Annotated in this window: 9 protein-coding genes, 3 tRNA genes and 6 rRNA genes; 2 read left to right on the top strand and 16 right to left on the bottom strand. The window is 46.7% G+C overall.

Annotated features, from left to right (window positions below; genetic code table 11):
• Nucleotides 1–52: 52 nt before the first annotated feature.
• From OCV36_RS00365 to trxA, 15 genes are all read right to left on the bottom strand, one after another.
• A tRNA-Asp gene (locus OCV36_RS00365) sits at nucleotides 53–129 on the bottom strand.
• A gap of 67 nt (nucleotides 130–196) precedes the next feature.
• A 5S ribosomal RNA gene (gene rrf / locus OCV36_RS00360) occupies nucleotides 197–312 on the bottom strand.
• Nucleotides 313–409: 97 nt separating this feature from the next.
• Nucleotides 410–3,303: ribosomal RNA gene (locus tag OCV36_RS00355) — 23S ribosomal RNA — on the bottom strand.
• A 300-nt stretch (nucleotides 3,304–3,603) separates the two neighbouring features.
• Nucleotides 3,604–3,679, bottom strand: a tRNA-Ala gene (locus OCV36_RS00350).
• Nucleotides 3,680–3,700: 21 nt separating this feature from the next.
• Nucleotides 3,701–3,777: transfer RNA gene (locus OCV36_RS00345), tRNA-Ile, on the bottom strand.
• Between the two features lie 67 nt (nucleotides 3,778–3,844).
• Nucleotides 3,845–5,399: ribosomal RNA gene (locus tag OCV36_RS00340) — 16S ribosomal RNA — on the bottom strand.
• Nucleotides 5,400–5,825: 426 nt separating this feature from the next.
• A 5S ribosomal RNA gene (gene rrf / locus OCV36_RS00335) occupies nucleotides 5,826–5,941 on the bottom strand.
• Nucleotides 5,942–6,036: 95 nt separating this feature from the next.
• Nucleotides 6,037–8,930: ribosomal RNA gene (locus tag OCV36_RS00330) — 23S ribosomal RNA — on the bottom strand.
• 356 nt (nucleotides 8,931–9,286) lie between these two features.
• Nucleotides 9,287–10,841, bottom strand: a 16S ribosomal RNA gene (locus OCV36_RS00325).
• Together the 16S, 23S and 5S rRNA genes with 3 tRNA genes alongside form the textbook arrangement of a ribosomal RNA operon.
• 581 nt (nucleotides 10,842–11,422) lie before the next feature.
• A complete protein-coding gene (gene fre / locus OCV36_RS00320; RefSeq protein WP_135459221.1) occupies nucleotides 11,423–12,136 on the bottom strand; it encodes an NAD(P)H-flavin reductase in 714 nt (237 codons plus the stop codon).
• A gap of 20 nt (nucleotides 12,137–12,156) precedes the next feature.
• A complete protein-coding gene (locus OCV36_RS00315) occupies nucleotides 12,157–12,426 on the bottom strand; it encodes a 2Fe-2S iron-sulfur cluster-binding protein (RefSeq protein ID WP_029225162.1) in 270 nt (89 codons plus the stop codon).
• The gene (gene ubiD / locus OCV36_RS00310; RefSeq protein ID WP_135459219.1) at nucleotides 12,423–14,264 is read right to left on the bottom strand and encodes a 4-hydroxy-3-polyprenylbenzoate decarboxylase; all 1,842 of its coding nucleotides are present in this window, start codon (nucleotides 14,262–14,264) and stop codon (nucleotides 12,423–12,425) included. Before ubiD ends, OCV36_RS00315 begins: the two co-directional genes overlap by 4 nt.
• Before the next feature lie 98 nt (nucleotides 14,265–14,362).
• The gene (locus OCV36_RS00305) at nucleotides 14,363–15,358 is read right to left on the bottom strand and encodes a hypothetical protein (RefSeq protein ID WP_135459217.1); all 996 of its coding nucleotides are present in this window, start codon (nucleotides 15,356–15,358) and stop codon (nucleotides 14,363–14,365) included.
• Nucleotides 15,359–15,468: 110 nt separating this feature from the next.
• A complete protein-coding gene (gene rho / locus OCV36_RS00300; protein WP_029222011.1) occupies nucleotides 15,469–16,728 on the bottom strand; it encodes a transcription termination factor Rho in 1,260 nt (419 codons plus the stop codon).
• A gap of 199 nt (nucleotides 16,729–16,927) precedes the next feature.
• On the bottom strand, nucleotides 16,928–17,254 hold the full coding sequence (trxA, locus tag OCV36_RS00295; RefSeq protein WP_010440700.1) for a thioredoxin TrxA: 327 nt from the start codon (nucleotides 17,252–17,254) through the stop codon (nucleotides 16,928–16,930).
• A 111-nt stretch (nucleotides 17,255–17,365) separates the two neighbouring features.
• Here trxA and rhlB point away from each other — a divergent pair, with 111 nt between their 5' ends.
• Together rhlB and gppA are read left to right on the top strand one after the other, a co-directional pair.
• Entirely contained in the window at nucleotides 17,366–18,676 is a 1,311-nt protein-coding gene (gene rhlB, locus OCV36_RS00290; protein WP_135459216.1) for an ATP-dependent RNA helicase RhlB, read from the top strand.
• A gap of 6 nt (nucleotides 18,677–18,682) precedes the next feature.
• The gene (gene gppA / locus OCV36_RS00285; protein ID WP_102553978.1) at nucleotides 18,683–20,176 is read left to right on the top strand and encodes a guanosine-5'-triphosphate,3'-diphosphate diphosphatase; all 1,494 of its coding nucleotides are present in this window, start codon (nucleotides 18,683–18,685) and stop codon (nucleotides 20,174–20,176) included.
• 109 nt (nucleotides 20,177–20,285) lie between these two features.
• Here the strand turns inward: gppA and OCV36_RS00280 are convergent, their stop codons facing one another.
• Nucleotides 20,286–20,957 carry a 7-cyano-7-deazaguanine/7-aminomethyl-7-deazaguanine transporter gene (locus tag OCV36_RS00280; protein WP_029225164.1) on the bottom strand — a complete coding sequence of 224 codons (672 nt, stop codon included), beginning with the start codon at nucleotides 20,955–20,957 and terminating at the stop codon, nucleotides 20,286–20,288.
• Nucleotides 20,958–21,161 lie beyond the last annotated feature (204 nt).

The raw sequence follows: 21,161 nt of genomic DNA, 5'->3' as shown, positions 1-21,161 counted from the left end.
TTCTTGAGATGTAAAAAAGCCCTGCTATTTCTAGCAGGGCTTTTCTAATAAGTGGCGGAGTGGACGGGACTCGAACCCGCGACCCCCGGCGTGACAGGCCGGTATTCTAACCAACTGAACTACCACTCCGCAGTGGTCAACTCACTAAGTGAGCGTCCATATCCCCAGGTCGGTCGACCTAAAGATTTAATTTAAAGCCTGGCGATGTCCTACTCTCACATGGGGAAACCCCACACTACCATCGGCGCTATTGTGTTTCACTTCTGAGTTCGGCATGGAATCAGGTGGGTCCACAATGCTATGGTCGCCAAGCAAATTTTAAAATTCGGAAAGCTTATCTAAAAGTATTTCTCTTCAAACTCATTCAAGGTCTGATACATCTGAGTCCACAAAACCCCTTGGGTGTTGTATGGTTAAGCCTCACGGGCAATTAGTACAGGTTAGCTCAATGCCTCGCAGCACTTACACACCCTGCCTATCAACGTCGTAGTCTACGACAACCCTTTAGGACACTTATAGTGCCAGGGAAAACTCATCTCAAGGCTCGCTTCCCGCTTAGATGCTTTCAGCGGTTATCGATTCCGAACTTAGCTACCGGGCAATGCCATTGGCATGACAACCCGAACACCAGAGGTTCGTCCACTCCGGTCCTCTCGTACTAGGAGCAGCCCCTTTCAATTTTCCAACGCCCACGGCAGATAGGGACCGAACTGTCTCACGACGTTCTAAACCCAGCTCGCGTACCACTTTAAATGGCGAACAGCCATACCCTTGGGACCGACTTCAGCCCCAGGATGTGATGAGCCGACATCGAGGTGCCAAACACCGCCGTCGATATGAACTCTTGGGCGGTATCAGCCTGTTATCCCCGGAGTACCTTTTATCCGTTGAGCGATGGCCCTTCCATTCAGAACCACCGGATCACTATGACCTGCTTTCGCACCTGCTCGAATTGTCATTCTCGCAGTCAAGCGGGCTTATGCCATTGCACTAACCACACGATGTCCAACCGTGTTTAGCCCACCTTCGTGCTCCTCCGTTACTCTTTGGGAGGAGACCGCCCCAGTCAAACTACCCACCAGGCACTGTCCGTAATCCCGATTCAGGGACCAACGTTAGAACATCAAAACTACAAGGGTGGTATTTCAAGGACGACTCCATCACATCTAGCGACGCAATTTCATAGTCTCCCACCTATCCTACACATGTAGGTTCAATGTTCAGTGCCAAGCTGTAGTAAAGGTTCACGGGGTCTTTCCGTCTAGCCGCGGGTACACTGCATCTTCACAGCGATTTCAATTTCACTGAGTCTCGGGTGGAGACAGCGTGGCCATCATTACGCCATTCGTGCAGGTCGGAACTTACCCGACAAGGAATTTCGCTACCTTAGGACCGTTATAGTTACGGCCGCCGTTTACCGGGGCTTCGATCAAGAGCTTCGTCCGAAGACTAACCCCATCAATTAACCTTCCGGCACCGGGCAGGCGTCACACCGTATACGTCATCTTACGATTTTGCACAGTGCTGTGTTTTTAATAAACAGTTGCAGCCACCTGGTATCTGCGACTCTCGTCTGCTCCATCCGCAAGGGACTTCACTGATAAGAGCGTACCTTCTCCCGAAGTTACGGTACCATTTTGCCTAGTTCCTTCACCCGAGTTCTCTCAAGCGCCTTGGTATTCTCTACCCGACCACCTGTGTCGGTTTGGGGTACGATTCCTTACAATCTGAAGCTTAGAGGCTTTTCCTGGAAGCATGGCATCAATGACTTCACTACCGTAGTAGCTCGACATCGTATCTCAGCGTTAGTAGTGGTCCGGATTTACCTAAACCACCCGCCTACATACTTGAACCTGGACAACCGTCGCCAGGCCCACCTAGCCTTCTCCGTCCCCCCATCGCAATTGTAAGAAGTACGGGAATATTAACCCGTTTCCCATCGACTACGCCTTTCGGCCTCGCCTTAGGAGTCGACTTACCCTGCCCCGATTAACGTTGGACAGGAACCCTTGGTCTTCCGGCGAGGGAGTTTTTCACTCCCTTTATCGTTACTCATGTCAGCATTCGCACTTCTGATACCTCCAGCAGCCCTTACAGACCACCTTCAACGGCTTACAGAACGCTCCCCTACCCCACATACCCTAAGGTACGTAGCCGCAGCTTCGGTGTATAGCTTAGCCCCGTTACATCTTCCGCGCAGGCCGACTCGACCAGTGAGCTATTACGCTTTCTTTAAATGATGGCTGCTTCTAAGCCAACATCCTGGCTGTCTGAGCCTTCCCACATCGTTTCCCACTTAGCTATACTTTGGGACCTTAGCTGGCGGTCTGGGTTGTTTCCCTCTCCACGACGGACGTTAGCACCCGCCGTGTGTCTCCCGGATAGTACTTACTGGTATTCGGAGTTTGCAAAGGGTTGGTAAGTCGGGATGACCCCCTAGCCTTAACAGTGCTCTACCCCCAGTAGTATTCGTCCGAGGCGCTACCTAAATAGCTTTCGGGGAGAACCAGCTATCTCCAGGTTTGATTGGCCTTTCACCCCTAGCCACAAGTCATCCGCTAATTTTTCAACATTAGTCGGTTCGGTCCTCCAGTTGATGTTACTCAACCTTCAACCTGCCCATGGCTAGATCACCTGGTTTCGGGTCTAATCCTAGCAACTGTACGCCCAGTTAAGACTCGGTTTCCCTACGGCTCCCCTAAACGGTTAACCTTGCTACTAAAATTAAGTCGCTGACCCATTATACAAAAGGTACGCAGTCACACCACGAAGGTGCTCCTACTGCTTGTACGTACACGGTTTCAGGTTCTATTTCACTCCCCTCACAGGGGTTCTTTTCGCCTTTCCCTCACGGTACTGGTTCACTATCGGTCAGTCAGTAGTATTTAGCCTTGGAGGATGGTCCCCCCATATTCAGACAGGATATCACGTGTCCCGCCCTACTCGTTTTCACTGATTATGATGTGTCGGTTACGGGGCTATCACCCTTTACTGCGAGACTTTCCAGACTCTTCACCTGCATCATTAAAAGTTTAAGGGCTAATCCAATTTCGCTCGCCGCTACTTTCGGAATCTCGGTTGATTTCTCTTCCTCGGGGTACTTAGATGTTTCAGTTCCCCCGGTTTGCCTCCTGTTGCTATGTATTCACAACAGGATACGTGCTTATGCACGTGGGTTTCCCCATTCGGAAATCCCAGACTCAAAAGGTTATTACTACCTAATCTGGGCTTATCGCAAGTTATTACGTCCTTCATCGCCTCTGACTGCCAAGGCATCCACCGTGTACGCTTAGTCACTTAACCATACAACCCGAAAGGGTCTTAGTGTATGGCAACTAACCAAGGTTTTTGGTTGTCATCAAGAAGGGTTAATTCCTGATAACTGTTTGCCGGACTCAATTGTGAATCAAACTAAGTTTGATTCGAATACAAGACACTTGAATGTGTTTGTTGTGTTTATCTAATGAAAGATAAACATTGAGAACTTTTAAATTTGATTGAATTACTCGTAAGTAAATCAATCAGTCAGCTTTCCAAATTGTTAAAGAGCTAGATTTCTTTCGAAACCATTTTTAAATATTTTCAGATAAAAACACTTAAAGATGGTGGAGCTATGCGGGATCGAACCGCAGACCTCCTGCGTGCAAGGCAGGCGCTCTCCCAGCTGAGCTATAGCCCCATCTTTGTTTCTCATCGATATTGGTGGGTCTGAGTGGACTCGAACCACCGACCTCCCGCTTATCAGGCGAGCGCTCTAACCAGCTGAGCTACAGACCCAATATCGTCTCTTTTACTTTCTAAACCTAATCAATCTGTGTGGACACTCATCGTGACTATCTTCGTATAAGGAGGTGATCCAGCCCCAGGTTCCCCTAGGGCTACCTTGTTACGACTTCACCCCAGTCATGAACCACAAAGTGGTGAGCGTCCTCCCCGAAAGGTTAAACTACCCACTTCTTTTGCAGCCCACTCCCATGGTGTGACGGGCGGTGTGTACAAGGCCCGGGAACGTATTCACCGTGACATTCTGATTCACGATTACTAGCGATTCCGACTTCATGGAGTCGAGTTGCAGACTCCAATCCGGACTACGACGCACTTTTTGGGATTCGCTCACTATCGCTAGCTTGCTGCCCTCTGTATGCGCCATTGTAGCACGTGTGTAGCCCTACTCGTAAGGGCCATGATGACTTGACGTCGTCCCCACCTTCCTCCGGTTTATCACCGGCAGTCTCCCTGGAGTTCCCGACATTACTCGCTGGCAAACAAGGATAAGGGTTGCGCTCGTTGCGGGACTTAACCCAACATTTCACAACACGAGCTGACGACAGCCATGCAGCACCTGTCTCAGAGCTCCCGAAGGCACACCTGCGTCTCCGCTGGCTTCTCTGGATGTCAAGAGTAGGTAAGGTTCTTCGCGTTGCATCGAATTAAACCACATGCTCCACCGCTTGTGCGGGCCCCCGTCAATTCATTTGAGTTTTAATCTTGCGACCGTACTCCCCAGGCGGTCTACTTAACGCGTTAGCTCCGAAAGCCACGGCTCAAGGCCACAACCTCCAAGTAGACATCGTTTACGGCGTGGACTACCAGGGTATCTAATCCTGTTTGCTCCCCACGCTTTCGCATCTGAGTGTCAGTGTCTGTCCAGGGGGCCGCCTTCGCCACTGGTATTCCTTCAGATCTCTACGCATTTCACCGCTACACCTGAAATTCTACCCCCCTCTACAGCACTCTAGTTCACCAGTTTCAAATGCAGTTCCGAGGTTGAGCCCCGGGCTTTCACATCTGACTTAATGAACCACCTGCATGCGCTTTACGCCCAGTAATTCCGATTAACGCTCGCACCCTCCGTATTACCGCGGCTGCTGGCACGGAGTTAGCCGGTGCTTCTTCTGTTGCTAACGTCAAGATGCGCAGCTATTAACTACACACCCTTCCTCACAACTGAAAGTACTTTACAACCCGAAGGCCTTCTTCATACACGCGGCATGGCTGCATCAGGCTTTCGCCCATTGTGCAATATTCCCCACTGCTGCCTCCCGTAGGAGTCTGGACCGTGTCTCAGTTCCAGTGTGGCTGATCATCCTCTCAGACCAGCTAGGGATCGTCGCCTTGGTGAGCCATTACCTCACCAACTAACTAATCCCACCTAGGCATATCTTGACGCGAGAGGTCCGAAGATCCCCCTCTTTGGCCCGTAGGCATTATGCGGTATTAGCCATCGTTTCCAATGGTTATCCCCCACATCAAGGCAATTTCCTAGGCATTACTCACCCGTCCGCCGCTCGACGCCCATTAACGTACCCGAAGGATTGTTAGTGTCGTTTCCGCTCGACTTGCATGTGTTAGGCCTGCCGCCAGCGTTCAATCTGAGCCATGATCAAACTCTTCAATTTAAGATTTTGTGACTCAACGAATACTGACTTCAAAACTAATATTTACCGCTCTTTCGAAAAAGAACAGAAACATGTAATTCTAAAGCTATTACCATTCCAACAGAATGATAATGAATTGACTGTGCCAAAATTAAGTGAACTTAATTTTGTATTGGTCACTCAGTTCATTGAAATCAAGTTTGTTACCGAAGTAACTGTTACTACCTAAGTAATAACGTTTTGATATTCATCAACGAGTGCCCACACAGATTGATAGGTTTAAATTGTTAAAGAGCGTGTTCTCTAAAAAGAGAACGCTTTCAGTGCCTTAGCACTTAAGCAGGACGCGTATAATACGCTTTCCACTTTGAAAGTCAACATAAAACACTAAGAAAACTTAGAACTCTATGGTGACTTGTCTATTAAATAGACAAAGTCGAAATTAAAGCCTGGCGATGTCCTACTCTCACATGGGGAAACCCCACACTACCATCGGCGCTATTGTGTTTCACTTCTGAGTTCGGCATGGAATCAGGTGGGTCCACAATGCTATGGTCGCCAAGCAAATTTTAAAATTCGGAAAGCTTATTTAAAAGTTATATCTCTTCAAACTCATTCAAGGTCTGTCTTTGAGTCCACAAAACCCCTTGGGTGTTGTATGGTTAAGCCTCACGGGCAATTAGTACAGGTTAGCTCAATGCCTCGCAGCACTTACACACCCTGCCTATCAACGTCGTAGTCTACGACAACCCTTTAGGACACTTATAGTGCCAGGGAAAACTCATCTCAAGGCTCGCTTCCCGCTTAGATGCTTTCAGCGGTTATCGATTCCGAACTTAGCTACCGGGCAATGCCATTGGCATGACAACCCGAACACCAGAGGTTCGTCCACTCCGGTCCTCTCGTACTAGGAGCAGCCCCTTTCAATTTTCCAACGCCCACGGCAGATAGGGACCGAACTGTCTCACGACGTTCTAAACCCAGCTCGCGTACCACTTTAAATGGCGAACAGCCATACCCTTGGGACCGACTTCAGCCCCAGGATGTGATGAGCCGACATCGAGGTGCCAAACACCGCCGTCGATATGAACTCTTGGGCGGTATCAGCCTGTTATCCCCGGAGTACCTTTTATCCGTTGAGCGATGGCCCTTCCATTCAGAACCACCGGATCACTATGACCTGCTTTCGCACCTGCTCGAATTGTCATTCTCGCAGTCAAGCGGGCTTATGCCATTGCACTAACCACACGATGTCCAACCGTGTTTAGCCCACCTTCGTGCTCCTCCGTTACTCTTTGGGAGGAGACCGCCCCAGTCAAACTACCCACCAGGCACTGTCCGTAATCCCGATTCAGGGACCAACGTTAGAACATCAAAACTACAAGGGTGGTATTTCAAGGACGACTCCATCACATCTAGCGACGCAATTTCATAGTCTCCCACCTATCCTACACATGTAGGTTCAATGTTCAGTGCCAAGCTGTAGTAAAGGTTCACGGGGTCTTTCCGTCTAGCCGCGGGTACACTGCATCTTCACAGCGATTTCAATTTCACTGAGTCTCGGGTGGAGACAGCGTGGCCATCATTACGCCATTCGTGCAGGTCGGAACTTACCCGACAAGGAATTTCGCTACCTTAGGACCGTTATAGTTACGGCCGCCGTTTACCGGGGCTTCGATCAAGAGCTTCGTCCGAAGACTAACCCCATCAATTAACCTTCCGGCACCGGGCAGGCGTCACACCGTATACGTCATCTTACGATTTTGCACAGTGCTGTGTTTTTAATAAACAGTTGCAGCCACCTGGTATCTGCGACTCTCGTCTGCTCCATCCGCAAGGGACTTCACTGATAAGAGCGTACCTTCTCCCGAAGTTACGGTACCATTTTGCCTAGTTCCTTCACCCGAGTTCTCTCAAGCGCCTTGGTATTCTCTACCCGACCACCTGTGTCGGTTTGGGGTACGATTCCTTACAATCTGAAGCTTAGAGGCTTTTCCTGGAAGCATGGCATCAATGACTTCACTACCGTAGTAGCTCGACATCGTATCTCAGCGTTAGTAGTGGTCCGGATTTACCTAAACCACCCGCCTACATACTTGAACCTGGACAACCGTCGCCAGGCCCACCTAGCCTTCTCCGTCCCCCCATCGCAATTGTAAGAAGTACGGGAATATTAACCCGTTTCCCATCGACTACGCCTTTCGGCCTCGCCTTAGGAGTCGACTTACCCTGCCCCGATTAACGTTGGACAGGAACCCTTGGTCTTCCGGCGAGGGAGTTTTTCACTCCCTTTATCGTTACTCATGTCAGCATTCGCACTTCTGATACCTCCAGCAGCCCTTACAGACCACCTTCAACGGCTTACAGAACGCTCCCCTACCCCACATACCCTAAGGTACGTAGCCGCAGCTTCGGTGTATAGCTTAGCCCCGTTACATCTTCCGCGCAGGCCGACTCGACCAGTGAGCTATTACGCTTTCTTTAAATGATGGCTGCTTCTAAGCCAACATCCTGGCTGTCTGAGCCTTCCCACATCGTTTCCCACTTAGCTATACTTTGGGACCTTAGCTGGCGGTCTGGGTTGTTTCCCTCTCCACGACGGACGTTAGCACCCGCCGTGTGTCTCCCGGATAGTACTTACTGGTATTCGGAGTTTGCAAAGGGTTGGTAAGTCGGGATGACCCCCTAGCCTTAACAGTGCTCTACCCCCAGTAGTATTCGTCCGAGGCGCTACCTAAATAGCTTTCGGGGAGAACCAGCTATCTCCAGGTTTGATTGGCCTTTCACCCCTAGCCACAAGTCATCCGCTAATTTTTCAACATTAGTCGGTTCGGTCCTCCAGTTGATGTTACTCAACCTTCAACCTGCCCATGGCTAGATCACCTGGTTTCGGGTCTAATCCTAGCAACTGTACGCCCAGTTAAGACTCGGTTTCCCTACGGCTCCCCTAAACGGTTAACCTTGCTACTAAAATTAAGTCGCTGACCCATTATACAAAAGGTACGCAGTCACACCACGAAGGTGCTCCTACTGCTTGTACGTACACGGTTTCAGGTTCTATTTCACTCCCCTCACAGGGGTTCTTTTCGCCTTTCCCTCACGGTACTGGTTCACTATCGGTCAGTCAGTAGTATTTAGCCTTGGAGGATGGTCCCCCCATATTCAGACAGGATATCACGTGTCCCGCCCTACTCGTTTTCACTGATTATGATGTGTCGGTTACGGGGCTATCACCCTTTACTGCGAGACTTTCCAGACTCTTCACCTGCATCATTAAAAGTTTAAGGGCTAATCCAATTTCGCTCGCCGCTACTTTCGGAATCTCGGTTGATTTCTCTTCCTCGGGGTACTTAGATGTTTCAGTTCCCCCGGTTTGCCTCCTGTTGCTATGTATTCACAACAGGATACGTGCTTATGCACGTGGGTTTCCCCATTCGGAAATCCCAGACTCAAAAGGTTATTACTACCTAATCTGGGCTTATCGCAAGTTATTACGTCCTTCATCGCCTCTGACTGCCAAGGCATCCACCGTGTACGCTTAGTCACTTAACCATACAACCCGAAAGGGTCTTAGTGTATGGCAACTAACCAAGGTTTTTGGTTGTCATCAAGAAGGGTTAATTCCTGATAACTGTTTGCCGGACTCAATTGTGAATCAATGTAAACATTGATTCGAATACAAGACACTTGAATGTGTTTGTTGTGTTTATCTAATGAAAGATAAACATTGAGAACTTTTAAATTTGATTGAATTACTCGTAAGTAAATCAATCAGTCAGCTTTCCAAATTGTTAAAGAGCATAAAGCAAAAAGCTTTAATCAATAACTTACGTTATTAATTAAAGCTCTGGCTTTAACTAAATCTAAACCATCAATCTGTGTGGACACTCATCGTGACTATCTTCGTATAAGGAGGTGATCCAGCCCCAGGTTCCCCTAGGGCTACCTTGTTACGACTTCACCCCAGTCATGAACCACAAAGTGGTGAGCGTCCTCCCCGAAAGGTTAAACTACCCACTTCTTTTGCAGCCCACTCCCATGGTGTGACGGGCGGTGTGTACAAGGCCCGGGAACGTATTCACCGTGACATTCTGATTCACGATTACTAGCGATTCCGACTTCATGGAGTCGAGTTGCAGACTCCAATCCGGACTACGACGCACTTTTTGGGATTCGCTCACTATCGCTAGCTTGCTGCCCTCTGTATGCGCCATTGTAGCACGTGTGTAGCCCTACTCGTAAGGGCCATGATGACTTGACGTCGTCCCCACCTTCCTCCGGTTTATCACCGGCAGTCTCCCTGGAGTTCCCGACATTACTCGCTGGCAAACAAGGATAAGGGTTGCGCTCGTTGCGGGACTTAACCCAACATTTCACAACACGAGCTGACGACAGCCATGCAGCACCTGTCTCAGAGCTCCCGAAGGCACACCTGCGTCTCCGCTGGCTTCTCTGGATGTCAAGAGTAGGTAAGGTTCTTCGCGTTGCATCGAATTAAACCACATGCTCCACCGCTTGTGCGGGCCCCCGTCAATTCATTTGAGTTTTAATCTTGCGACCGTACTCCCCAGGCGGTCTACTTAACGCGTTAGCTCCGAAAGCCACGGCTCAAGGCCACAACCTCCAAGTAGACATCGTTTACGGCGTGGACTACCAGGGTATCTAATCCTGTTTGCTCCCCACGCTTTCGCATCTGAGTGTCAGTGTCTGTCCAGGGGGCCGCCTTCGCCACTGGTATTCCTTCAGATCTCTACGCATTTCACCGCTACACCTGAAATTCTACCCCCCTCTACAGCACTCTAGTTCACCAGTTTCAAATGCAGTTCCGAGGTTGAGCCCCGGGCTTTCACATCTGACTTAATGAACCACCTGCATGCGCTTTACGCCCAGTAATTCCGATTAACGCTCGCACCCTCCGTATTACCGCGGCTGCTGGCACGGAGTTAGCCGGTGCTTCTTCTGTTGCTAACGTCAAGATGCGCAGCTATTAACTACACACCCTTCCTCACAACTGAAAGTACTTTACAACCCGAAGGCCTTCTTCATACACGCGGCATGGCTGCATCAGGCTTTCGCCCATTGTGCAATATTCCCCACTGCTGCCTCCCGTAGGAGTCTGGACCGTGTCTCAGTTCCAGTGTGGCTGATCATCCTCTCAGACCAGCTAGGGATCGTCGCCTTGGTGAGCCATTACCTCACCAACTAGCTAATCCCACCTAGGCATATCTTGACGCGAGAGGTCCGAAGATCCCCCTCTTTGGCCCGTAGGCATTATGCGGTATTAGCCATCGTTTCCAATGGTTATCCCCCACATCAAGGCAATTTCCTAGGCATTACTCACCCGTCCGCCGCTCGACGCCCATTAACGTACCCGAAGGATTGTTAGTGTCGTTTCCGCTCGACTTGCATGTGTTAGGCCTGCCGCCAGCGTTCAATCTGAGCCATGATCAAACTCTTCAATTTAAGATTTTGTGACTCAACGAATACTGACTTCAAAACTAATATTTACCGCTCTTTCGAAAAAGAACAGAAACATGTAATTCTAAAGCTATTACCATTCCAACAGAATGATAATGAATTGACTGTGCCAAAATTAAGTGAACTTAATTTTGTATTGGTCACTCAGTTCATTGAAATCAAGTTTGTTACCGAAGTAACTGTTTTATCCAAAGGATAAAACGTTTTGATATTCATCAACGAGTGCCCACACAGATTGATAGGTTTAAATTGTTAAAGAGCTTTACTTGTTGAGCGTTCCTTTTAAGTAAGGAGCCTCTCTAAGTGGACGGCCATTCTAGCGAATTAACATTCAGTGTCAAACACTATTTGAAAATTAATTTTTGTCGCTTTCCGTCTGACTGATTCTTGCTGAAGCCTTGTGGCGTCTGCCGTCTCAGTGGTGTCGCATTATAGGGAACCCTCTCAGCTTAGCAACTACTTTTTCATGAAAAATGAATAAATAGAGCTTAACTGCCTAATAGTTCACCTAAACAGAAAAAAGAGAGCATTTCTGCTCTCTTTTTATTCAAAACTTAAGAGAATTCTTAGATAAAAGCGTAAGCATCAGCGTACATATGGTCACGTTTTGCTTCTTTATTTTGCGTAAATAGCTCTCTTGCTGCACCTGCCATTTCAAAGCGGCCTGCAATATAGATATCGAAATCAGCTAATGATTCGAAACTTTGAGTAATTGCTTCAAGCACATTACCAGTTTGGCCATGCCAAACTTCAGGAGCTTCTTCTACTACTGGTACAAAGTGTACATTGCTATGTTTTTCTGCAATATCGAGAAGTTCTTCTTTTGCATACAGCTGGCACTCATCTTTTGCGCCCCAGTATAGATGGATCTCTTTTTTACTGTTCTGCGCGATGCAGTGATCGAGAATAGAGCGCACATAGCTAAAACCAGTACCACCAGCAATGAGTAACAGAGGACGCTCACTTTCTTCTTTAACCCACGCATCACCGTGCGGAGCATCAATAGCAATGTCGCCACCTTCTGCTTGTGCTTTTTTCATTGCTTCAACGACTTCTGAAGCATAAGCATTGTGCTCAGCCGCACCAATGTGTAACTCAAGTTCACCTTCATGTCGACAAGGGCTACTTGCAATAGAAAATGGACGCTTATCTTTTTCGCCCATTTCAACCATTAAGTATTGGCCAGCTTTAAAAGCTACCGGCGTTTCTGGGTGGAGTAGGATCTGGTAAGTATTACAAGCCAAAGGCTCGATAGACTTCACTTTACATTTAATAGTCATGTTCTTCCTCTTACTAACCCTTAATCGGCAAAGGTTAGAACTAAATTACTTTCTGCAAATGCTTGGCAAGCAAAAACCCAACCTTGTTGCTGCTCTTTCTCTGTGAGCATGGGCTCAAGGTGGTAACTCACTTGCCCTTCTAATTTTTTGCACATACACATAGCGCATGCACCAACTTGGCAACGATTTGGGAAATTGATATTGCTGTTGAGCGCAGCATCCAAGATCGTTTGCCCTTTCTCTACTGTGAAACTGATGTTTTCTGGATATAAGACTACTTGGTAGCTCATGAAATTCCTAGCTGTTCCCAAATGCTATCAATCTTTTTGACGAGCTCAGGATCTTTTGTGATTGGAACGCCCCATTCACGAAGACACTCACCTTCCAATTTATTGGTCGCATCTAGCCCCATTTTGGAGTGTCCTGTCTCATTCTGTAGGAATAACGTATCTCTTTCAGGATCCATTCTAGTGGTCACTGCCCAGATAATGTCATTCCAGTCACTCACATTAACGTCACCATCACACACAATAACAAACTTGTTCTCATCGAACTGAGACCAAACCGCTTCCATGATTTTCTTACCATTACCTACCGCTTTCTTATCGATAGACACCACAACCATACTAGCGTTGTCGTTCTGTAGGTGAATATCTATAATTTCGGGTAAAGCTTTGGTTAACTCAGCTAAGCTACCTTCTATATGTTCGCTATTTGCAGGTGTTGCTTCTACATCTGGCGACAGCGCTAACTCAGCATCCCACTTCTTAGTAATGTCTAAGCCCATTTTAGAACCTAAGCCGACCACTGGAGAGGCAAAATCTAGCGAATCGATAGGTGTATTTTCTATCATCAAGCTATCACGTGACGGATCCATATGCTTACACATGGCCGCTGTGACTTGTGACCAGTCTCGAGCATTGACGTCTTCATCGCATACCAAGACAAATTTAGTGTACATAAACTGGCGTAAGAAAGACCATACTCCCATCATCACTCGTTTAGCGTGACCTGGGTATTGCTTCTTCATGGTCACTACTGCCATTCGGTATGAACAACCTTCCGGTGGTAAGTAAAAGTCTTCTATCTCTGGGAACTGCTTTTGTAGAATAGGAACAAACACTTCATTGAGTGCCACTCCTAATACTGCAGGTTCATCTGGCGGACGCCCTGTATAGGTACTGTGATAGATTGGATTCTCACGCATGGTGACATGAGTAATCGTAAACACATGGTGCTTTTCTTTCTCATTATAATAGCCGGTATGATCTCCATATGGTCCTTCATCTGCGAACTCATTAGGGTCAATGTAACCTTCCATCACGATTTCAGCACTTGCTGGGACGTCGAGGTCATTACTCACAGACTTAACCACCTCAGTTTTACTACCACGTAGTAAACCAGCAAACGCGTATTCAGATAACGTATCAGGTACTGGTGTAACCGCGCCAAGAATCGTTGCAGGATCGGCGCCAAACGCTACAGATACCGGAAATGGTTTACCTGGGTTAGTTTCCATCCAGTCACGTAGATCAAGCGCTCCACCACGGTGAGCTAACCAACGCATGATAACTTTGTTTTTACCGATCTTTTGTTGGCGATAGATGCCTAAGTTTTGGCGTTTTTTGTTCGGGCCACGAGTAACCGTTAAACCCCATGTTAGCAATGGCGCGACATCGTCCGCCCAACAGCTCATCACGGGAATTTTATCTAGGTCGACGTCATCGCCTTGCCATACAACTTGTTGGCAAGCCGCTTTGCGAAGGCGTTTAGCCGGCATGTTTAAGACTTGCTTAAACACAGGCAGCTTATCAAGAGCGTCTTTAAAGCCTTTTGGTGGTTCAGGTTCTTTAAGGTAGGCAAGTAACTTACCCACTTCACGTAACTCTTTGACTTCTTGACGGCCCATGCCAATAGCAACACGGTTAGGTGTTCCAAATAAGTTGGTCAAAACAGGCATGTCATAGCCTATTGGGTTTTCAAATAACAAAGCAGGGCCACCAGCACGTAGAGTACGGTCGCTAATCTCGGTCATTTCGTAATCTGGATCGACAGGGTGAGAAATGCGTTTCAACTGACCAATATTTTCAAGATGGTCGATAAAATCACGTAAATCTTTAAAACTCATAGGACTTCTACATGCTGATTATTCTGCACTCAGTATATCAAAAAGGGTGACACTGAGATCCCCCTTTTTAGTAAGGTTATTGAGAGGCAAAATCCACTTTACGGTAAGGCTTGCTCAATCAAAGAACTCTTAACCTGAGGGTTATCATTCACTAGGTCTTGCAACCAACGCGTATGACCTTGTTTTGCCAATTCACGAGCAACTAATGGTGCTTCATCGGCAATCGCCATTCGAGAGACAAGAAACTGTTTAACCTCATCCGACAACGGGTTGACCTTTGTCAGCAATGTGATGGCTTCGTCTTTCAATCGAGGGTTTTTGGTCGCAGCCATAACCTGTTCAAGAGCGAACGTTTGTCTAGTTTCAGCAAGACGTACTAACTCAGCTTGGCTGCTATAATCTGCCTTCATACGCCATAAAATCTTATAGACCTCTGGGTCTTCACTAACCTGAGCTAATCGAACCACTACCTCAGTTGAAGGTAACCAACTCACAATGGAAGATTTAGTCAGCTGCTTCGTTAGATAGTCCACAGCCTCGGGCGATAAACTGTCTAGCTCTCTGATTAATAGAGCCTCTCGAGTTTGCACTTGATGTTCAGAGCCCGACAGCCACGTTTTCAAATCAAGATCTTGCTTCTCAGCATCTAGCACAAACACCAATGTCTTTTGGTCTTGGTGCCACTGCTTGATTAAACGGTTGGCAATCGAAGGGTAATTAAAAGCAGGTACCGTAAACTCATAGCCATCCCCGCGTTCCAGAACTTGATAAGTCGGTGTGATAGCGAGTTGCTGCTCAATGAAGATAGACATCTTAGGAGTAAGTACGATTTTTTGTTGTTCGAGTTTTTTCAAGAGTTGGTAACGAGCCACCTCTTGTTGGGGAAATGTCAGGCGCTCAAGCGCAAAGCGTAGAGAATTAACTTCATCACGCACAACAAGCTCGAGTAATTCAGCAGTTTTCAGTTTTACTTGATCATTCTCAAGCCAAGACTCTACTGTATGTGGAGACATCTCGGTGGCGTAAATCATACCAACCGGTGAAAGTAACAGTGAAGTAGACAGGAGTAATGATGACAACAGTCCATGTTGCATTTTAACTTCCTTTTAACACTTTTTGTCATTCTGCAAGCTAGCGCTGTAAAATGCAAATAAAAAGCGCCGCCCGAAGGCAGCGCTTTTTAACAACTATAAACGAGTCAAGATTACTGACGACGCATTGCGTCAAAGAACTCATCGTTCGTTTTAGTCATTGCTAACTTGTCGATAAGGAATTCCATTGCATCAGTTTCGCCCATAGGGTGAACAATCTTACGCAGGATCCACATCTTCTGTAGTTCATCGCTCTTAGTAAGCAGCTCTTCACGACGAGTACCTGAGCGGTTGAAATCAATCGCTGGGAATACACGTTTTTCTGCAATCTTACGGTTTAGGTGCAGTTCCATGTTACCTGTACCTTTAAACTCTTCGTAGATTACTTCATCCATCTTAGAACCAGTATCAACCAGTGCTGTTGCGATGATAGTTAAGCTACCGCCTTCTTCTACGTTACGTGCCGCACCGAAGAAACGCTTTGGACGATGTAGAGCATTTGCATCAACACCACCAGTAAGAACTTTACCTGATGAAGGAATAACAGTGTTGTAAGCACGAGCTAGACGAGTGATTGAGTCCAGTAGGATAACCACATCTTTCTTGTGTTCAACAAGACGCTTCGCCTTCTCGATTACCATTTCTGCTACTTGTACGTGGCGAGATGCTGGCTCATCAAAAGTTGATGCGATTACTTCGCCTTTAACTAGGCGCTGCATTTCTGTTACTTCTTCTGGACGCTCATCGATAAGTAGAACCATTAGTTCACACTCAGGATGGTTACGAGCAATGCTTTGGGCAATATTTTGCAAAAGCATTGTTTTACCCGCTTTAGGCGGAGCAACAATAAGACCACGCTGACCTTTACCGATTGGTGAAGCTAGGTCAAGAATTCGTGCCGTGATATCTTCTGTCGCACCATTACCCGCTTCCATCACCATACGTTCGTTGGCGTGAAGAGGAGTCAGGTTTTCAAAAAGGATCTTGTTACGAGCGTTGTCTGGTTTATCGTAGTTAACCGTATTTACTTTAAGCAGAGCAAAGTAACGTTCGCCATCTTTAGGTGGACGGATTTTACCGCCAATAGAGTCACCCGTGCGTAGGTTAAAACGACGAATCTGGCTAGGTGATACGTAAATATCATCAGGGCCAGCAAGGTATGAGCTGTCGCCGCTACGTAGGAAGCCAAAACCGTCTTGAAGAATTTCTAGAACACCATCACCAAAGATGTCTTCACCACTTTTTGCATGCGCTTTAAGGATGGAGAAGATAATGTCTTGCTTTCTTAGACGAGCTTGATTTTCAAGACCTAGGCTTTCGCTAAGTTTAACAAGTTCAGACACAGGTCTGTTCTTCAGTTCAGTAAGATTCATAGTGGTGGAAGTTTGTTTAGTCAAAATAGGATCTGTTTTCTTAAGTTAAGAAGGATTTGGTCACAGGCTCGACCAAGAAGAGAATTTGTTCAATTAACGTGCGATAAATTAGCACTAAAACTAAGACTAGTCCATAGCTTAGAAAAAACAAAACCGCGCATCTGTTAACTGCGCGGTTTCTTTTCAAATGCTCACCTAATTATAGGTTAGCGTCTAGGAACTCTTTAAGTTGAGTTTTAGACAATGCACCAACTTTAGTTGCTGCTACGCCACCATCTTTAAAAAGAAGTAACGTTGGAATACCGCGAATACCAAATTTCGGTGGAGTGCCTGCGTTTTGGTCGATATTTAATTTACCGATAGTGAGTTTGCCTTCGTACTCGTCTGCGATTTCATCAAGAATCGGAGCGATCATCTTACAAGGACCACACCATTCAGCCCAAAAATCAACAAGAACCGGGCCTGCAGCGTTGATTACATCGTTATCAAAACCGTCATCAGTTAGCTGCAAAATCTTATCACTCATCTTCCACTCCAATGTATTTTTTAGAACTGGTTGGATGATAACCAGTAAATAGATGCCCTATTGGAATGTATTTACTTTCGTATTGCAAGCTTAAGCTGATATTCTATAGCAATGAAAAAGACGCATATCACAGAGCAAAAGTTCGCCGACTTGGATTTACTCCCGCAAGTCATTGAAGGATTGGAGAAAAAAGGGTTCGATTACTGTACCCCTATCCAAGCCTTGGCGCTCCCGGTACTGCTCACCGGCCAAGACATTGCAGGCCAGGCCCAAACGGGTACTGGTAAAACGCTTGCGTTTCTCACTGCTACTTTTAACCACCTGCTAAAAACACCTGAGCATGAAGGGCGTAAGCCTAACCAGCCACGTGCGATTATTATGGCACCTACGCGTGAACTCGCGATTCAGATCTACAACGATGCTGATTCTCTAGTCGCAAGCACTGGTATCAAAGCAGCACTTGCTTACGGCGGCGAAAGCTACGATAAGCAACAGGGTAAAATCGAAGAAGGCGCAGATATCTTAATTGGTACTACAGGCCGTATCATCGATTTCTACAAACAGAAGGTTTTCAACCTTAACTACATTCAAGCTGTTGTGCTTGATGAAGCCGACCGTATGTTTGATCTGGGCTTCATTAAAGACATCCGCTTCTTGTTCCGTCGCATGCCAGAACCTAAAGATCGCTTGAACATGCTGTTCTCTGCGACGCTGTCTTACCGCGTACAAGAACTTGCGTTCGAACACATGCATAACCCAGAGCATGTTGTTGTTGAGCCAGAGCGTAAAACAGGCCACCGTATTCAAGAAGAATTATTTTATCCTTCAAATGAACACAAAATGGCACTGCTACAAACGTTGATTGAAGAAGAATGGCCAGATCGCGCAATTATCTTCGCTAACACGAAGCATAAGTGTGAGTCGGTTTGGGGCCACCTAGCAGCCGACGGACACCGTGTAGGCCTGCTTAACGGTGATGTTCCGCAGAAGAAACGTGAAAAGATTCTTGAGCAGTTCACTCAAGGTGAAGTTGACCTGTTAGTTGCAACGGATGTTGCTGCTCGTGGTTTACATATCCCTCAAGTAACACACGTATTCAACTTCGATCTACCTGATGATTGTGAAGATTATGTTCACCGTATTGGCCGTACAGGCCGTGCTGGTGAAAGTGGTCATTCAATTAGTTTCGCTTGTGAAGATTACGCAATCAATCTTCCTCCGATTGAAGAATACATCGAACACGCGATTCCAGTTTCTGACTATGATGCAACGGCATTAATGGAAGATCTACCAGCACCACTGCGTTTACGTCCGCGTAACCCGCAGCAGCGTCGCTCAAATAACAATGGCCCACGTAACGGTAACCGTAAACCAAATCAAAACCGTCGCCCTCGCCAACCGCGTCATAACAAGGAAGCTTAGTCGCTTATGAGTCAAACAGTGTCACCTCCGCTTTTCGCTGCAATCGACCTCGGGTCGAACAGTTTTCATATGCTCGTTGTGCGTCATATTGATGGCAGCGTACAGACCATGGCAAAAATTAAACGTAAAGTTCGTTTGGCTGCAGGCTTAGATGAACATAACGCGCTTAGTAATGAAGCCATGCAGCGAGGCTGGGACTGTTTGAGTCTCTTTGCAGAGCGACTGCAAGACATTCCTAAAGAAAATATCCGCATTGTCGGTACCGCGACTCTGCGTACTGCAACAAATGTGGATATCTTTCTAGAGAAAGCGAACCAAATACTCGGTTACGACATCAATGTTATCTCTGGTGAAGAAGAGGCTGCGACTATCTATAAAGGTGTTGCGCACACTTCTGGAGGCAGTGGCCGCCGCTTGGTGGTTGATATTGGTGGTGCAAGTACCGAGATGATCATCGGTGAAGGTTTCTCAGCAAAAGCGTTAACCAGCTTAAAAATGGGGTGTGTTACTTGGCTTGAGCGTCACTTTAAAGATCGCCAATTGACCGCAACCAACTTCGACAATGCTATTGAAGCTGCAAAATCAACCTTGGCGCCAATCCTTGATAGCTACACTGATATCGGATGGGATGTCTGTGTTGGTGCAAGTGGTACCGTTCAAGCTTTGCAAGAAATCATGTTGGCACAAGGTATGGATGAGGTAATCACTCACACCAAGCTCAAACGCCTCCAAAAACAAGCAATGGCAACAGAAAGGCTCGAAGAGCTAGAAATAGAAGGACTCACACTGGAGCGAGCATTAGTGTTCCCGAGTGGCCTATCTATTCTGATTGCTATCTTTGAGCTACTTGAGATTGACTCAATGACCCTTGCAGGCGGAGCGCTACGTGAAGGCCTTGCTTATGAGATGGTCGTTGAATTACGCCAAGAAGATATTCGAGCTCGTACCGTAGCTAGCGTTCAGTCTCGCTACCAAATGGATGTTACTTACGGTGAGCAAGTCGCATCGTTAGCACAATCTCTATTTGAACAAGCGGGCGCTGATGCATGGGTATCAGAACCTCAGGCGGGAATTCTTTTGCAAACCGCAGCTAAACTGCATGAGATTGGTTTAACCATCGATTTCAAAAAAGGTGGCGAACACAGCGCGTATTTATTACAAAACTTGGATTTACCCGGTTTTACACGTGCTCAAAAACACTATCTAGGTGAACTTGTACGCCGCTACCGCGAACAGCTGACATCACTGCCAGAGCAACACGCAGTATCAGGTACTAGCAGCAAACGTATTTTACGTATTCTGCGCTTAGCCATTTTGTTAACCCATCGCCGTAGCCCTGATCTTGTAGCTCAAGTGAAGTTAACGGCACAAGATGACAAGCTAACATTAAACCTGTCTAAGCAATGGTTAGAAGCCAACCCATTGACGGCTGCTGAATTAGAAATCGAGTCGAACCGTCAAACTGATATCGGTTGGCCGCTAAACATAGAGTGCCTCTGATATTAATCATCTGACGCTAGAAATAAAAAAAGCCCAAGTTAGTTCACTAACTTGGGCTTTTTCTTATCTGTACCATTAACGCTTAACGTAATGAACCAACTACTAAGATTTACGCATTAACACCGGTTGCTTTGAAGTCTGGATTTACAGCAGTTAGCTTTTTAACGACGTAATTTAGAAGCACACCGTACATAGGAACAAACAGACCTAAGCTAATGATAAGTTTGAAGCCGTAATCAACCAACGCAATCTCAGTCCAATGCTCAGCCATAAATGGATCTGGGCTTTGGTAAAAAGCAATCGCAAAGAAAGCGACAGTATCCAGCGCATTACCGAATAGAGTTGAACAAGTTGGTGCTACCCACCATTGTTTAAGCTGACGTAGACGGTTGAAAACATGCACATCCAAGATCTGACCAAGCAAGTAAGCCATGAAGCTCGCCGCAGCGATACGTGCAACAAATAAGTTAAACTCGCCTAGTTGGCTAAAGCCTTGAAATGAGCCTTCAAAGAACACGACAGACAATAAATAGGAAACGGCCAGTGCAGGTAACATCACTAAGAAAATGATTTTACGAGCAAGCTGCGCGCCAAAAATGCGTACGGTCAGGTCAGTCGCTAAGAAGATAAACGGGAAAGTGAAAGCACCCCAAGTGGTGTGCATACCGAAGACGGTAAAAGGGAGCTGAACCAGATAGTTGCTTGATGCAATAATGACCAAATGGAACAAAACTAATAATGCTAGGGCTTTGCGCTGTTGCGCAGGGGTAAAGTTACTCATGCTGTACCTTTTTAGTTTGGTTTGGGGGTGAGGGAACCCAAATCGAGTCATTTCTTCGAATAAACCAAGAAAGCTCTTACCAATAATGTGAATTAAAAAATGTATCTATAAATTGCTCTATTGAGCGGCGAGCGATTATACATTAATCAATATTGGCTGCAACGGTGAGAACAAACGCAAACGTTTATTCTCACTTTTATTGGT

Source organism: Vibrio echinoideorum (assembly GCF_024347455.1).
Classification (GTDB): Bacteria; Pseudomonadota; Gammaproteobacteria; order Enterobacterales; family Vibrionaceae; genus Vibrio; species Vibrio echinoideorum.
The sequence above is the reverse complement of the archived record's forward strand: the minus strand, read 5'-3'. Positions and strand labels throughout refer to the sequence as shown.